Below are 15249 nucleotides of genomic sequence, written 5' to 3'. Positions count from 1 at the left end.
GGCCAGGGGCCAACGTCCCAGGTCAAGGTGACCTTCGTCGGACTCGACTGGCCGGGTGATGTGAACGGCCTCGAGGGTGCGACCTTGGTCGGCTCCAGCCGGGCAGTGTGGCCCTATTTGGGGTGTGGTCGGTGACCCAGGATGGCCGTACCGAGAGATGGCATTGAGGAAGGGGCGTCATGTCCACCAACCACACGGATACGTCCCGGCGTCAGCAGGTTCAGCCGTCGGTCAACGGCGGTGCCGGTGGCGCCATCTACCTGCTCGGCGTGATCGGCGCGATCGTGTTCTTCTGGGCGCAGGCACACTCGTTCGTCCAGTACCTGGCCGCCGTCTTGAAGGCGCTGGTCTGGCCGGCATTCATCGTCTTCGGTGCGCTGCGCGCGCTGTTCGGATGATCGACATGAACCGGCCGAAGCGCAGCGAGGGTGAGATCACGATCGGCAGTCCCGCGGCGGTGGTGTTCGACTAAACGGCTGCTCGAAAGCCCGCCGCCCGGCAGAGGCTGATTCAGAAGGCGATTGGTGAGGAGGGGTCGATGCCTGGCGGTGACGGTGATCACTCGCGGCTGCGCGGAGATCGCGTACGGGTCGCGGGGACCGATTCCGCGCCCGAGGAGTGGTTGGTGGTCGAGTGTCATCATCTGGCCCGGCTGGAGTATCCCGACGGACCGGGCCACCGTCCGCTGATCGTGGAATACCAGGCCGATGGCGGTGAAATCACTCTCCTCATTCCGCCCAGCGAGGTGAGCCTGGCCGGACTCGATGGTCGCGTGGTCGCGTTGGAGATCCTGAACGAGTACCTGGCGCCGACCGCGGAGCAGGTCCGGTTGATCGGTCGGGCAGAGGTCAAGGCCGGCAGTTCCGAGGCCGTCTGCGCAGGTCACAACGGATGGTCGGGCCGAGAACTCGGGCCGACGGTGATCGCGATCCCGATCCGCGTCGCCCACGGCGCGTACTGATCTCGGCCCTAGCCTCGGGTCGAGCACGGTCGGCGTCACCGGCCGGTTGGCCGAGCTGCTGGGACGCCGGCCTGCGGAGCGCCGACGCCGCGATGCGCGAAGGCCCAGGCCAGCATGGCTGGGGCGATGATCAAGACAAGCCAGGAGATCGCGATCGCGGCCACCTCGAATCGGTAGTCGAGCTGGCTGCCGTAGCGGATCGGGTAGTAGACCAGGGCGGCCGCGGTCATGGCTGCCCCGCCGAGGAAGACCCATCCCGCCATGCGCGCCGCCCGCGATACGAGGCCGCTGGCCCAGGCGGCACCGAGGAACCCGAAGCCGACGTTCAGGGTCGCGTAGCCGGCGTTCTCCAACGCGATGAACAGCCCGTACGGGTGGTAGGACGACCAGGCGGACAGGCCCTCGGTCTGGCCAGCTAGCAACGCGGGCTGCAGGACGGTCAGCTGAACGGCATAGTCGATCACCAGGATCCCCGCCGCGATCATGACGAACATGGCGCCCACCCGGCTCAGCGTGCGGCGCCGCGGCGGGACCCAGTCGTGCAGGCAGCCGGCCAGCACCACTGCGAGCGCGGTCACCAGCAACCCCGGGTACAGCCACAGGTAGTCGCGGGGGACGAACGCCCCGGCGTCGGTGTATGGGTAGGTCACGACGCATCCGGTCTGGCAGTACGGCCCAGAGCGCGGCAGCGTCGTCACCGCCACGGCCAGCGCGATCGCCGCCGACACGGCCGTCAGCAGGGCCACCCAGAAGCTCAGGCGTGCCGACGGCTGGCTCGCGGAGCTGTCGGTTTCCATCGCTTCACCTGGCTGTCGGGTGCAGCCGGTCGTGGGTGAGGGCGGCCAGCATCGTCAAAGCCAAGCCGCCGAATGCCAGCATCGTCAGCACCGCGACCAGGCCGCCGCTTTCGACCTCGGCAAGCCAGTACAGCACGACCATGCCGGGGAACAGACCCAGAAGCGCCAGCACGGTGATCACCAGCAGCGGTCGCCACGCTCGGCTGAGCCGGCGGCGGACGCGGCCCGGTGGGCGAGCGCGGGCAGCCGCGCGCGCAGTCGTCAGCGCGAGGATGAGTCCCAGCAGCGGCGGCCCGAAGCCTCCGCCGACAAGGAGCAGCAGCACCGAGACTCCCGCCAGGATCAGCCCGGCGTGCCGACGATGCGAGAAGCCGACCGCGAATACGCCGAGGATGCACCCGACGATGATGGTGAGGACGCCCGACGCGGCGAGGTTGGGCACCAGCGACATCGCCGGCTCGCCGCCGAGCGAGGCGAACGCCGGCGAGTCCGGCCAGGACGTGAAGACCACCGAGCCCGATGCTCGAGAGCCCTGCGCGATCTCGCCGATCCCATGCTCGACAGCGGCGACGGCTGCCAGCAGGCCGACGGCGCCGATGCAGATCCGGGTCGCGCCAGCGACTCTCGGTTTGATCACCGGCACACGGTCGAGGGGCTCTCCCGCCGCCGGTAGCGGGTTTCCCAGATGTGGCGCTGAGTGGCGTCGAGTCTCCATCTCCCCACCTCTCGCGGGGTCTCCGCGCCGACGCAGCGGCCCCAAGTCCACCTTCCACGCTAGGCAGGGAGAACCCGCCCTCCTAGGGGCGAAAGTCCGCCCGGAGAGGGAGGACGGGCCGAAGTCTTCCGTACGTCCTGAGTGGGTCCGCAGCCTCCGGACTACTCACTCGTCACAACCCCAGGGTGACAGGTCCCAAACGCGAGATCAGCGCGGCCATCGCGAGGAAAGGGTGCAGGTGCGGCGAGAGGGTGCAGCTGACGACACCCCGTACGGGTCAGGGCTGGGCTGGGTGTCGTCGAGATGGGCGAGCACCGCCTCGGCCAGCGCGAGCGGTTGGCCGTCGGGTATCCAGTGGGAGACCCGCCAGACCAAAGCTAAGCCGGCTCCAGCACGGCCACCGGGATTACCCGCCCGGCCTGGCGCGCTCGGTCGCGTCCTCGAAACCCGCTCGCCGACTCGTACGGTCGTGGTCGTGATCGCAAGCCTGACTCCACCGCGTCCCGAAGTCACGGGACGCGATCCCGACGCGACCGGGATTCTGGGATCAGGCAGGCTGTTGTGGACCGAGCTGGCTCCTGGCGTCGGATGTCTTGGTGAACTGCGGTGTGACGCCACTCTGCCAGCAGGCCAGGATGTCTTGCCCGACGATCTCCATCAGGGGGAGCTCCTGAGCCCGGCCGGCCAGCAGATCGGTGATCTGGCCGGTGAAGCCGGCGAAGTCGTCGATCAGTTTCTGGCGGCACACCAGATCGTCGGGCGTGTAGGCCGAAGGGTCCTTGACCGAGTAGGTCTCCGGCAGCCCGGAGTTGCGGATCGAGACGAACTTCTGGTAGTGACTGGCGGCCGGCTCGGGATCGTCGTAGGTGTTGCGGAACGGGGCGGCGATCTCGTCGAACGCCTTGGCGGCCTCCCCTTGGTCTCGGATCACCTCCATCAGCACCTCCACCTCCTCGAAGCCGGTGGTGCCGTCGTCGTCGACCTGCATCGGCGGCATCTTGGGGTAGAACTGCCCGAACCAGTAGACCTGGTTGACACCGCCCTTGATCTGCGACTTGAGCTGCTTGGCCCCGTGCATGAGGGCGTCGTAGAACTCGCCGATGCTGCCGTACTCGCTGACGTCGTCGCGCAGGTCGGGCTCACCCCCGGTGTCCCATTCCGGGTACTCGATCAGGCACATCGCGTTGATCCGCTGCTCGTCGAGCGGGCCGATCTCGGCGCTGTACGGGGTGAAGTCCTTGGCTGGGTTGCTCGGGTCGAGAGAGAAGTCCAGGTGCGGGACGGTGGTGCCCTGATAGGCGAAGGCCTCCGGCCTAATCTCCGGGCTGTAGCCGAAGGCGTTGGCGATGTTGCCCACCAGCTGCAGATGCAGCATCTCCTGGTTGGCCACCGACTGGATCAGCTTGTACGCGTCATCGTCCTGGTTGCAGATCGAGAACATCGCCGAGAGGTAGAACGGGATCGTCCATGCCTCTAGGTCGGCGGCGGCCTGCAGATGGGTCTGCATGTGGCTCATGTCCCAGTCGTCGACGTCGATTCTCACGGTGGCCTGCCTTCCCGTCATCGGGCCGCCATCGGAAGGGGGTCGGCGAGCCCGGGATCAGGACGCTAGCAAGAGTTGAGGGAAAGTTAAATGCTCCGACAGACAAATTTCGGGTGAATGCGGCGGCTCATCGCCGCCGGGACTCTCACTGCGAGCGCGCGTCGGCTCGATCCTCGGCAGCGGATCGGTAGGCGACCGCCCATCTCGAGCGAGTGCCGAGCGCGATCACGGCGAGCGAGACGCTGCACACGCCGGAGTCGGAGCGGATCGGGCTGCCCCGATACGCGGCCCTCGGTTCGGCCAGGGATGCCGGTGAGTGGAGCGACGTCAGTCTGAGTGCGGCCCTCGGAGGGTGGTGTCGTTTGACACCGCTCTCCTCGTCCCGTTCCTCAACCACGACGAGCAGGCCCGGGCAACGCTGGCCGTGAAGAACCTCAAGCAGGCGGTCCCGCTGCTGACTCCGGAACCGCCGATCCTGGGCACCGGCCTCGAACGCCGGCTCGGCGAGCTCGGGGCCGCGCGGTCGCCGATCAGCGGCACCGTGAGCGCGCTCGGCACCGATCACGTCACCATCGCCGCCGCCCGACATCGAGATCTAGCCAGCTCCAAGCGTGACGGGCACCTTCGACCCGATCGACGGGCTCGATCACGACCAGATCGCGGCTATCGGCATCGCCCAGATCCGGTCGCCGACAGGGTAGGTGGTCGCACCCGTGTGCATGACGACGCCACGATGGAATGCCGGTCCGAGGCGGTCGCGCAGCCAGACCAGGTGTCTGGCGTCGCGGGCAGTCACGGCGTCAGCAGCCTTGATCTCGATCGCGACGATCTGTCCGGAGGCCGATTCGAGGACGAGATCGACTTCGTGAGTCTGGTTCGCGTCCCGCAGGTGGAAGGTGCCGACCGCCGGCGAGGCCAGCCTCAGCAATGGCCTGAGCTGGGCGACGACGAAGGTCTCCACCAGCCGTCCGAGCCGATCGCCGTTCCGCAACACGCCGGTGCGGTCATCGCCCGTGAGGTGAGCCGCCATCCCCGGATCGACGATGAAGTGCTTCGGCAGCTTCACCAGCCGGCTGAGACGGTTGCTGGCCCAGGCCGGAGTGCGCTCGATGATGCGCAGGTCTTCGAGCAGGTCAAGGTAGGTCCTGGCGGTGCGGTGGTCCAGGCCGGCAGCCCCGGCCAGTGTGGACATGTCCGGCGGTCCGGCGGTGTTCAGCGCCACCGCCCGCAGCAGGCGCGCCAATCCCGACGTGTTGCGGACGTCGGCCAGCTCGGGCACATCATGGCGAGTCAGCTGGTCGATGTAGCCCTCGTACCAGTGGGACCGGGCGAAGTCGCCGAGCCCGACAGTGTCGGGGAAACCACCTCGGACAGCGTGGTCGACGTAGTCGACCAGCGTCGGGGCGGGGTCGAGTCTGGTGGTCGAGAGCTCCCCTTCGCCGAACAGCCGCCCGACGACGTCGTCGTCCTGGTCGCGCCGTTCCAGCTCCGCGACGGTGAGGCCGTACATCGACAGCGGTACGACGCGTCCCGTTCCCGGCCACCCCGCCGAACCCAGCCGGGCACGAACACTGCCGGTGAGCAGGAAGCGTCCGGCGCCCCGCCCGCCGTCGACCGCACGCTTCACCGCCCCCATCGATGCCGGCTCGGACTGCCACTCATCGATCAGCACAGGTGTCGGGAAGGTCGCCAGGACGGCATCCGGAGAGCCTCGGAATGCCGCCGCCTGCCCGGGCAGGTCGAGCCGCAGCACCGAACGCGCTCGCCGCAGGGCTGTCGTGGTCTTGCCACAGCCTCGCGGGCCGGTCAGCATCACCGCCGGCAGCTCTTCCAGCAGACGATCGAGTGCTCGGTCGACGTGGCGTGGGACGTACCCGGACTCGTCGACCAACCGATCCACCTGCCGATCTGATGTCGATTCAGCATGATTACTAATGTCAATCTAGCAGATTAGTTAATGTTGGAATAGCATGGTGATGTACGCCGACGCGCCGATCATCGGGGAGCCCGACCTGCTCGATCTGGACCGGACCGAACAGCTGGTCTGGCGCGGCAGGTACGGCCCCGACGACAAGAGCGTCGATGACCTGGTCGTCGACGCGCCGCCGATCTACCTTCAGGAGCAGATCGACCTGCGAGTGCTGATCGAGAGCCTGCAGACGTGATCGGTCCGGCAAGATTCAGTCTTGTGGTCTCGACGCACCAGGGGAGAGGGTCTGAGGTCCGCGTGTGAATGAGTTCTGCGGGAGCGTGGCTTGACTGATACAGAGGGTCCGGCCGGCGTCATCGGTGTAGACGAGCGCGATGTCGTATTCGTGTCCTACGCGCGAGACAACGGGGAAAGATTGCTCCGCTCGTTGAGGCGCTGCAGGCGACAGGCATCCGCTTGTGGATGGATGTCGAGGACATCCGTCCTGCTACGGAGTGGATTCACGAGATCGAGGCGGGCATCACGAAGGCACGGGCGTCCTGGCCCTACTCTCGCCGGGTACCTCGCCTCCGGTGCATGCCTACACGAACTGGAGTTCGCCCGTGAAGGCGCTAAGGCCATCGCTTCTGTGGCGTTGGGAGACCTTGAGGGCCAAGAGGTTCCGTCATGGCTGAGTGCACTGCACTGGACTACTTGGAATCCGAAGGGCGCGGCCACAGATGCCGCGGCGGCAGTCACGATGGCGGTATCGACCGATGTCAGCTGGTCCGACCTCCACAGCCGGCTCCAAGCACGCGCGGGGGCCTGGTCACGTAAGGGCCCCCGCCTCGGACCTGTTGCGCGGTGCTGAGCTGGACGAGGCAGAGCAGAAGCTTGCTCTTCTTCGGCCGGAGGGGCAGCCACTCCCCACTCCGTTCCAGCGGCCGGGCACTGCAGAAAGGGTGGTCCCGGTGTTCGAGCACCACGCCGTCAACGGATGCCGGCCGACCTGGGCGTGAAAGGTCGTCCGTTCGAACCAGCCGACCAAGCCACGGACCTCGACCGTCCAAGACGAGTGGCGTTGGATCACCACCAGGTTGCATTTTTGTGCAACTTTTGGCTCAGATACTGCAAAATCGCAAAACATGTGCTTAGGTGATTGTCACCCGCGAGCCCGGCTCGCAACCCGTCATCATCTCCCTCCGGAGTCCACAATCCATGGGCGCGCGATGCACCCGGTGACGAAAGGCACATCTCGATGACAGTCGACAAGACCCCGCTGCAAAGGCGACAGTTCCTGAAGTTCGCACTGGCCGCCGCTGCGGTGGCTCCGCTGGCCGGCACGCTTGCCTCTTGCGCAGCGAGCGGTGGCAGCGAGACACCTAGCAGCACCGAGACCGGAGCGGTCTCGGCGGAGAACCCGTTCGGTGTGGCGGCCAACAGCACGGTCGATGCGGTCATCTTCAACGGTGGCTACGGCATCGACTACGTCGAGTTCGCCGCCAACCAGATGGAGCAGCTGCACCCAGGCGTCACCGTCAAGGTCTCACCGTCGACCAAGATCGCCCAGGAGCTGCAGCCGCGGTTCGTGGCTGGAGACCCGCCGGACCTGATCGACAACTCCGGCGCCGGGGCGATCGGTATCAGCACGATCATCGACCAGCTCGAGGACCTCACCTCGGTGGTCGACGCCCCGAACGTAGAAGGCACCAAGATCCGCGACACCCTGTTCGGCGGTGTGCTGGAGCCAGGCACCTTCGACGGCAAGCTGGCCGCGATCAACTACGCGCTCACGGTGTACGCGCTGTGGTACTCGGCATCCCTGTTCGAGGAGAACGGCTGGACCCCGCCCAAGACCTGGGACGAGGCGTACGAGCTCGGCACCAAGGCCAAGGAGAAGAAGAAGTACCTGTTCGTCTGGGGTAAGGAGGCGGCTACCTACTACCAGACACTGGCCATCAGCTCGGCCATCAAGCAGGGCGGCGACGAGGTGCGTCTGTCGCTGGAGAACCTCAAGCCGGACTGCTGGTCCCAGCAGGCCGTCCAGGAGGTGTTCACCGCGATGAAGAAGATCATCGATGCGGGCATGTTCAAGCCGGGTGGGTCGGGTACCCAGTTCACCGCGGCGCAGGCGCAGTGGAGCAACGACGAGGACGCGCTGCTCTACCCGTCCGGCTCCTGGATCGAGAACGAGATGAAGGACCAGACGAAGGAGGGCTTCGAGATGACCGGCTCGCCCGAGCCGACGGTCAGCTCCTCCAGCGCGATGCCGTTCACGGCGCTGCACAGCACCGCCGGCGAGCCGTACGTGGTCCCGACGCAGGGCAAGAACGTGGCCGGTGGCAAGGAGCTGCTGCGGGTGATGCTGTCGAAGGACGCGGCGACGAACTTCGCCAAGACCAAGCTCGCTCCGACCGTGGTCAAGGGCACCGTGCCGCCGGACGGCTTCGGTTCCACCGCACTGGTGTCGCAGACCGACATGCTGAGCGCCGCGGGGAACGACATCTTCAGCTGGCAGTTCGTCGAGTACTACGGCATGAACTCGGACCAGCTCGTGCTGTGGAACACCTTCCTCGACGGCAAGTCGTCGGTGGCGGACCTCACCAAGGGTCTGCAGCAGATCACCGACAAGGTCGCCAGTGACGACTCGGTCAAGAAGATCGAGATCAAGTGACCACAACGGCCACCCAGCCGGTGCCGGGCGGGGACCTCGTCTCCGCCCGGCGCCGGCGTGCCGGCCGGTGGACGTTCGACAAGGCCAGCTTCATGGCCGTCTTCCTCGGCCTGCCGCTGGTGATCTACCTGGTCTTCGTCGTCTCGCCCTTCGCCCAGGCTGTCTACTACTCGCTGACCGACTGGTCGGGGTTCAGCCCGACCCAGAACTTCATCGGACTGCGCAACTTCGAGCGGGTGTTCACTGACGACATCTTCTTGAAGTCGCTGCGCAACAACATCGTGCTGGCGATCGTGCTGCCCGTCGTCACGCTCACCCTCAGCTTCGCGCTCGCCTCTCTCATCACCGTCGGCGGCAGCATGCGCGGCCAGACCAGAGGTCTGAAGGCATCCGGGTTCTACCGGACCGTCTCGTTCTTCCCGTACGTGATCCCGGCCATCGTGATCGGCATCATGTGGAGCCAGATCTACGATCCCAGCAACGGGCTGCTGAACGGCATCCTGACCGCGCTGGGGTTCGAGATGTTCGAGTCCTTCCCCTGGCTCGGCGACGAGCGGACGGCGATGGCAGCCACCATCTTCGTGATCGTGTGGAGCATGGTCGGCTTCTACATGGTGTTGTTCGTGGCCGCCATCAAGGACGTGCCGGCCGAGACCTTCGAGGCGGCCCGGATCGACGGCGCCGGACGGTTCCGGATCGCCATCTCCATCACGCTGCCACTGATCCGCGACAACGTCCAGACGGCGTGGATCTATCTCGGCATCCTCGCCTTGGACGCCTTCGTCTACATGGCCGCGCTGAACCCCGGTGGCGGGCCCAACAACTCGACCCTGGTGATGGCGCAGCAGCTGTTCACCACTGCCTTCACCAAGGGCCAGTTCGGACTAGCCTGCGCGATGGGCGTGGTACTTGCCGGTGTGACCTTGCTGTTCGCGGCACTGGTCTTCGCTGTGAGCCGGCTGCTTGGCGGGAAGGATGACGGCCGCCGATGAACACTGTGACCTCGCCGGTCGGATCGGCGTCCGAGGAGTCGACCGAGCTGCGGCAGCAGACCACCTCGTCAGGGGAGAAGGCGTTCCTCGGGATCACCCACGCGGTCCTGGTCCTCTGGTCGGTCATTGTCATCGGCCCCATGCTCTGGACGCTGGTCACCTCGTTCAAGACCACCCGGGAGATCTTCTCCTCACCGTTCTCGCTGCCACAGGGTCTGCATCTGCAGAACTACGTCAACGCCTGGACCACGGCCGGCATCGGGAACTACTTCTTCAACACGGTCCTGGTCGTCGGCTCGGCGCTGGTGATCGTGATGGTGCTCGGGTCGATGTGTGCGTACGGGCTGGCCCGGTTCCAGTTTCCCGGCAGCAAGGTCATCTACTACCTGATGCTGGCCGGTCTGACCTTCCCGATCTTCCTGGCCATCGTGCCGCTGTTCTTCACCCTGAAGAACCTGGGCCTGCTGAACACGCTGCCCGGGCTGACGCTGACGTACGTCGCGTTCGCGCTGCCGTTCACGGTGTTCTTCCTGTTCGCCTTCTTCAAGGCGCTACCGTACGAGATCTCCGAGGCCGCGTACCTGGACGGGGCGGGGGAGTGGGCCACCTTCTTCCTGGTGATGCTGCCGATGGCCCGGAACGGCTTCGCCTCGGTGGCGATCTTCAACTTCCTCGGGCTGTGGAACCAGTTCCTCATCCCGGTAGCGATCAACACCAACGTCGACAACTACGTGCTGAGCCAGGGGATGGCGGCGTTCGCCTCGCAGGCCGGCTACGCGGTCGACTTCGGCGCGCTGTTCGCGGCCGTGGTGATCACGGTGACGCCGGTGCTGGTCGTCTACATCATCTTCCAGCGTCAGCTGCAGGGCTCGGTGTCGCAGGGGACGATGAAGTAGTCCGCCAGGCCAGGAACACCGTGGCGACGGTGTAGCCGAGCAGACCGAGGTTGCGGACGGTGGTCACCAGGGTGGCGACCACCAGCCCGACCGGCCCGGTGAGGTTCAGATAGCTGTCGTACAGCAGCGGGTAGACCAGCTGGGTGAGCCCGGCGAGCACGAGCGCGGCCACTGCGAGCCGGACGATCCAGCGGCGCAGCCCAGGGGTGGCTGCCTGGGTCCGGAGCAGCAGCAGCGCGGCGACCGGGCCGCCCAGCCAGAGCAGGTACTGGGGGCTGAGGGTCTTGTTGGTGATGATCATCATCGCGACCGTCGCGAGCACCACCAGGGCAACGGCGACCGGTGAGACACCGCCGCGCACCCGGAAGGCGCGGACCCACAGCAGCACGATGGTCACCAGGCCGGCCACGGTGGCAATGTTGCTCGCCGTCTGCCACACACCGACGCCGGGACCGAAGATCTCGAACGCCTGGTACTTCGAGATCTCCACCAGCCAGCCCTGCGGGTCGACCATCCGGACCAGCATCAACGGGCTGGCCCAGACCGACTCGATCTGCAGGCCTCGGTCGGACTGCCAGGTCAGGGGCGAGAACAGCCGGGTCATCCCGCCGGCGATCAGGCTGACCAACGCCAGGCCGAAGCCGACCACGACGAAGCCGATCGCGGTCGGTTTGCGCCGCTGCTTGTCCGCCATCAGTGCCGGGATGAGCAGCGCCGGCCAGAGCTTGATCGCCGCCCCGAGCCCGATCAGCGCGCCGGCTATCCAGGGCCGGGTGCGCGCGGCCAGCAAAGCCCCGCCGGCCAGTACGGCCGGGATGATGTCGAACCGCCCGTAGCTGAGCGGTCCGACCAGGAAGACGAACGCGATCCAGAAGTCGACGGCCAGGTCGTGCCGCCGGCCGGCGCTGCGCCAGAGCGCGTACGTGAAGGCGGCGTCGAGGGCCAGCATCAAGATGACGAACGCGACCACGTAGCCGACCTGGCTGCCGAACCCGGCACCGTACGGGAGCGTGAGGATCCACACCACCGGCGTCGGGTACTCCATCATCGTGCCCGGCAGGCCGACCTCGAACAGCCCGACGATCTTGCGCTGGTAGTAGAGGACGTCACCGGTGACCGGGCGGGTCTTGTTCGTGGTGTCGAGGATGGTCATCACGACGAGCATCAGCAGCCGCGTCACCAGCCAGGCGATGACGACTGTTCGGCCGCTGCGGCGGGCCTGCCACCAGCCGACCAGTCCCGATCTCTCCCGGGAGCTGTCCGCGGCGGGCGTGGGTTCGGCGCTTGACACCGGAGCAGACTAGCCCGAAGTGGCGGGGACGGCGGTTGCGGACACAGCCGCTGGCCTCACCGCAGAATGATGGCCAGGTCGATGTGAACCTCGGCGATCCCGAACGACACGTCCTGCGGCTTGTCGACGAGCACCTCGGTCTCCAGCCGGTAGTGACCGGTCTCGTCCAGGGTCAGCACATCAAGCGTGCCGGCCGGGTCGAGGATCCAGTAGTGCACGAGCCCGGCCATGGCGTACTTGGCCACCTTGGTCACATAGTCATTGCCACGGTTGCCTGAGACCACCTCGATGCACAGCACCGGGGTGCCGGTGAAGCGGACGTCGGAAGTGGCCTCGGCGAGCGGGAAGACCATCACATCCGGACCGAATTCGTCCTTGCCCGGTTTCCAGCCGCAGGCCTCGACAACATCGAAACCCTCCGGTAGCACTGACTCCAGGAGGTTCGCCAGGCGACGGGAGGCGCGCTGATGGCCAATCGTCGGAAACGGTGTCATGACGATCTCTCCGTCGATGTACTCGGCCCGGACGTCCTCGCCCAGCGCCTGGTACTCATCCCAGGTCGCTGGTCTGCGCACCAACGCTTCGACGGCCATGTCGCCCATCATCCCACCTTGGCGAGTCTGGCGGCATCGACTATGTTATTCATGCACGAATGAAAGGAGGCTGTGGTGACTGTCACACGACGGCTCTCTGCTTCCGAACTCGGGATCTCGCCTGCCAAGGCGCTAGCTTTCTCGATCCTTGCCGATGTCGCGCGTGATCGACGCGTGATCGACCTGCTGGACCAGCACGGCACTCAGTCGGCGGTGGCCGCGGAGGTTGGTGTCAGCCAGGCGACGGTGAGTCGCATCGCGAAGCGACGTGAGGCGGTGCTCGATCCGTCCCCACGCGAGGTGATTGCGCTGCATGTGCTGGGCGAGATCACGCACGAGCAGATGATGGGCGACCTCCTGGCGCGCAGCTACACGCTCGGCCGGGTGCCTGAGGGCGCGTATGACGCGTACCTCCCCGGCACCTGGGACCAGGTCGTTTCCGCAGCTGGCCACGGGATGCTCAACGCTGACGATCTTGCTGTCCTGCAGGCCCAGGCACCACGTGGGTGATGTCGCCGGTGGAGCCAGGTGCTCCGAGATGCCCTGGACGCCTACTTGAAGGCGAGCTGACGTCGAAGCAACCAGAAGTCGCCACTCGATAATGCGCCCTTCACCGAGAGGCGAGAAATCGTTGCTTCACGAGCGGCGAAGCAACCAGACCTCGCCTCTCGATGCCGAGTCGGCCGTACTCCGAAATCGAGTGGCGACTTTCGGTTGCTTCAGCTGCGGCGGCAGCCTGGAGTCGCCGCCGGTACTGGCTCTGCATCGGATCGCGCGAGCGATGAGGCGCCAGTTTGATTGTGTGAACCCACCATCAGAATGGACTCTGATCGGTCTTGGCCACTGAAGCCCGAAGATCCGTCGAATGACGACGGCACTTGATGAGACAGAGGACTCTCGTTGAGGCTCTTGTCCTCCGAGGCCACCGAGCAAACGAAAAACCCCTGGTCAGAAAGTAACTCTGACTAGGGGTTTTACACTGCGCCCCCGGCAGGATTCGAACCTGTCTGCAACGGTGCTGGTGCCTCCCGCGATTGACCAGGGATTACTGCTGTCCGACTAGGTGATTCACTCTTCTGGCCGTGTGGCCTTCGGTGGTCACCCATGGTCAAGACTGTACACTCATATTGCACATTGTTGCACGCGAATCCACGACAGGAGTCCGACAGGATGGCCACAAAGACCAAGCCGAGAAAGCAGCGAGAGGGCTGGGGAAGAGTCCGAAAGCTCCCGTCTGGCCGGTTCCAGGCCTCCTACCAGGGTCCGGACATCGCCGTCCACAACGCCTCAACAACGTTCCAGACGATGACAGACGCCAGGGGATGGCTCGTGACGGAACGGCAGCTGATCGACGCCGGCAAGTGGTCACCACCAAAGTCGAGAGCGACCTTGCAGCGCGCCGAGACGCTCGCCGCGTACGCCGAGCCGTGGCTGGCCAACCGCACCCTGAAGCCACGGACCCGCGACCTCTACCAGCGGCTGCTCGACCAGAAGATCCTGCCCGACCTCGGGCCGCTGCCGCTCAAAGGCATCACACCGCTGACTGTACGGACCTGGCACGCGACACTCGACCTCGACCACCCGACCCGTCGAGCACACGCCTACGCGCTGCTGCGGACCATCCTCGGGACAGCGGTCACCGATGGGCTGATCTCGTCCAACCCGTGCGTGATCCGCGGTGCAGGGCAGACCAAGCGTGAGCACAAGATCCAACCAGCCTCGGCCGCCGATCTCGACGCGATCGTGGCCGCGCTCCCAGAACGGTACGGCTGCATGGTCCTGCTCGCCTCCTGGTGCGCGATGCGCTGGGGTGAGCTGGTCGAGCTGCGCCGCTCTGACCTTGACCTGAAGAACGGCAAGGTGAAGGTTCGCCGCTCCGCGCAGGTCGTCAACGGCCAGGTTGTCGTCGGCCCGCCGAAGTCAGACGCAGGCGTCCGGGACATCGCGATCCCGCCGCACCTGATCCCGGTCATCCGAGCCCACGTTGACCGGTTCGCCGGCTGGGGTCGTGAGGGGCTCGTGTTCCCGGCCGCGCAGTCCGGGCAGCAGCTGGCGCACGGCACGTTCTTCAAGACCTGGGACGCAGCCAGGAAAGCATCTGGCAGGCCCGATCTCCGATTCCACGACCTTCGACACACGGGTGCGGTGATGGCCGCCCAGACCGGAGCCACGCTGGCCGAGCTGATGGGCCGGCTCGGGCACTCCACCCCGGCGATGGCGATCCGCTACCAGCATGTGGCGCAGGACCGCGACCAGGAGATCGCCCGCCGGCTCTCAGCGATGGTGGTGACCAAGTGAGGAGCGACACCGCACATGTTCGCGAGTGGGTGCTCGGGAGGAGGCGACTTACAGCCGAGCTCGCCGCACATCAGGCATCGTTGCAAGCCAACCCTCCGGCTCGACAGGCCATATGGCGATGCACCAAACCGCACAAGAACGGCAGCCCGATGCTGGCTCAGGCGGTGTCCGTTGACGGCGGCGTGCTGTTCGCTGCGCGGATCAAATGGCTCCCAAGCGACCAGCTCAATCTACGAGGTTGGATGCGGGAACATCTCCTGTCCACGCTCACAGATCAAGGACTCGAGGATAATCTGCTGTCCACTTTTCTCGACCATCTCGAGGAGTGGGGCACGGGCCAGACCCCTCACGGAGAACGGTGGCTGAGGGGAATGCCCGACCACTTCGTACGCGACTTCTACCTGCCCGAACCGCAGATCGGTGAGCTGCAACCCTGGATGAGGTGCGTCAACCATCCTGATGGCGCCGAAGTCGCTGCAAGGAACGACATGTTCTCGGCTACCCGATAGGTGCTGCACGACCTGCTATGTTCATTGCTGACCACATGAAGGGCCAAGCGGCGGGCCGCTAGACCACTCGC

17 protein-coding genes are annotated in these 15249 nt (G+C 66.0%); 10 read left to right on the top strand and 7 right to left on the bottom strand.

Annotated features, from left to right (window positions below):
- Positions 1-179 precede the first annotated feature (179 nt).
- Together MLP_RS14815 and MLP_RS14810 are read left to right on the top strand one after the other, a co-directional pair.
- Positions 180-398, top strand: a complete 219-nt coding sequence (locus tag MLP_RS14815; RefSeq protein ID WP_013863950.1) for a hypothetical protein — start codon at positions 180-182, stop codon at positions 396-398.
- Positions 399-538: 140 nt separating this feature from the next.
- Positions 539-961, top strand: coding sequence for a hypothetical protein (locus tag MLP_RS14810; RefSeq protein ID WP_013863949.1), 423 nt, complete (start codon positions 539-541; stop codon positions 959-961).
- A gap of 35 nt (positions 962-996) precedes the next feature.
- Here the strand turns inward: MLP_RS14810 and MLP_RS14805 are convergent, their stop codons facing one another.
- The 5 genes from MLP_RS14805 to MLP_RS14785 form a co-directional block, all read right to left on the bottom strand.
- Positions 997-1758 (bottom strand): hypothetical protein, encoded by a 762-nt coding sequence (locus MLP_RS14805; protein WP_013863948.1) that lies wholly within the window; start codon positions 1756-1758, stop codon positions 997-999.
- A 4-nt stretch (positions 1759-1762) separates the two neighbouring features.
- A complete protein-coding gene (locus MLP_RS14800; RefSeq protein WP_156821166.1) occupies positions 1763-2395 on the bottom strand; it encodes a hypothetical protein in 633 nt (210 codons plus the stop codon).
- A 625-nt stretch (positions 2396-3020) separates the two neighbouring features.
- Positions 3021-4016, bottom strand: coding sequence for a ferritin-like domain-containing protein (locus MLP_RS14795; protein ID WP_070100585.1), 996 nt, complete (start codon positions 4014-4016; stop codon positions 3021-3023).
- A gap of 145 nt (positions 4017-4161) precedes the next feature.
- Positions 4162-4605 carry a hypothetical protein gene (locus MLP_RS14790; protein ID WP_013863944.1) on the bottom strand — a complete coding sequence of 148 codons (444 nt, stop codon included), beginning with the start codon at positions 4603-4605 and terminating at the stop codon, positions 4162-4164.
- 57 nt (positions 4606-4662) lie between these two features.
- Complete coding sequence (locus MLP_RS14785; RefSeq protein WP_013863943.1) at positions 4663-5916, bottom strand: ATP-binding protein; 1254 nt, start codon at positions 5914-5916, stop codon at positions 4663-4665.
- A gap of 70 nt (positions 5917-5986) precedes the next feature.
- Here MLP_RS14785 and MLP_RS14780 point away from each other — a divergent pair, with 70 nt between their 5' ends.
- The 5 genes from MLP_RS14780 to MLP_RS14760 all read left to right on the top strand — a co-directional run bounded on the left by MLP_RS14780 (position 5987) and on the right by MLP_RS14760 (position 10487).
- On the top strand, positions 5987-6181 hold the full coding sequence (locus tag MLP_RS14780) for a hypothetical protein (RefSeq protein ID WP_013863942.1): 195 nt from the start codon (positions 5987-5989) through the stop codon (positions 6179-6181).
- Between the two features lie 146 nt (positions 6182-6327).
- On the top strand, positions 6328-6552 hold the full coding sequence (locus MLP_RS29520) for a TIR domain-containing protein (RefSeq protein WP_172641660.1): 225 nt from the start codon (positions 6328-6330) through the stop codon (positions 6550-6552).
- Positions 6553-7183: 631 nt separating this feature from the next.
- On the top strand, positions 7184-8599 hold the full coding sequence (ngcE, locus tag MLP_RS14770; RefSeq protein ID WP_013863940.1) for an N-acetylglucosamine/diacetylchitobiose ABC transporter substrate-binding protein: 1416 nt from the start codon (positions 7184-7186) through the stop codon (positions 8597-8599).
- Positions 8596-9591, top strand: coding sequence for a carbohydrate ABC transporter permease (locus MLP_RS14765; RefSeq protein ID WP_013863939.1), 996 nt, complete (start codon positions 8596-8598; stop codon positions 9589-9591). Before ngcE ends, MLP_RS14765 begins: the two co-directional genes overlap by 4 nt.
- Positions 9588-10487 (top strand): carbohydrate ABC transporter permease, encoded by a 900-nt coding sequence (locus MLP_RS14760; RefSeq protein ID WP_013863938.1) that lies wholly within the window; start codon positions 9588-9590, stop codon positions 10485-10487. Before MLP_RS14765 ends, MLP_RS14760 begins: the two co-directional genes overlap by 4 nt.
- On the opposite strand, the gene MLP_RS14755 is transcribed toward MLP_RS14760, so the two are convergent.
- A complete protein-coding gene (locus MLP_RS14755) occupies positions 10435-11778 on the bottom strand; it encodes a glycosyltransferase family 87 protein (protein ID WP_013863937.1) in 1344 nt (447 codons plus the stop codon). The genes MLP_RS14760 and MLP_RS14755 overlap by 53 nt on opposite strands.
- Positions 11779-11834: 56 nt before the next feature.
- Positions 11835-12371 carry a Uma2 family endonuclease gene (locus tag MLP_RS14750; protein ID WP_172641577.1) on the bottom strand — a complete coding sequence of 179 codons (537 nt, stop codon included), beginning with the start codon at positions 12369-12371 and terminating at the stop codon, positions 11835-11837.
- A gap of 75 nt (positions 12372-12446) precedes the next feature.
- Between MLP_RS14750 and MLP_RS27475 the strand changes: the two genes are divergently transcribed.
- From MLP_RS27475 to MLP_RS14735, 3 genes are all read left to right on the top strand, one after another.
- Positions 12447-12881, top strand: coding sequence for a helix-turn-helix domain-containing protein (locus tag MLP_RS27475; protein WP_013863935.1), 435 nt, complete (start codon positions 12447-12449; stop codon positions 12879-12881).
- 819 nt (positions 12882-13700) lie between these two features.
- Positions 13701-14669 (top strand): tyrosine-type recombinase/integrase, encoded by a 969-nt coding sequence (locus MLP_RS14740; RefSeq protein WP_197536417.1) that lies wholly within the window; start codon positions 13701-13703, stop codon positions 14667-14669.
- 149 nt (positions 14670-14818) lie between these two features.
- Entirely contained in the window at positions 14819-15178 is a 360-nt protein-coding gene (locus MLP_RS14735; RefSeq protein WP_013863932.1) for a hypothetical protein, read from the top strand.
- Positions 15179-15249: the final 71 nt, after the last annotated feature.

The sequence above is a fragment of the Microlunatus phosphovorus NM-1 genome (genome assembly GCF_000270245.1).
In the GTDB taxonomy this organism is placed as follows: Bacteria; Actinomycetota; Actinomycetes; order Propionibacteriales; family Propionibacteriaceae; genus Microlunatus; species Microlunatus phosphovorus.
The sequence above is the reverse complement of the archived record's forward strand: the minus strand, read 5'-3'. Positions and strand labels throughout refer to the sequence as shown.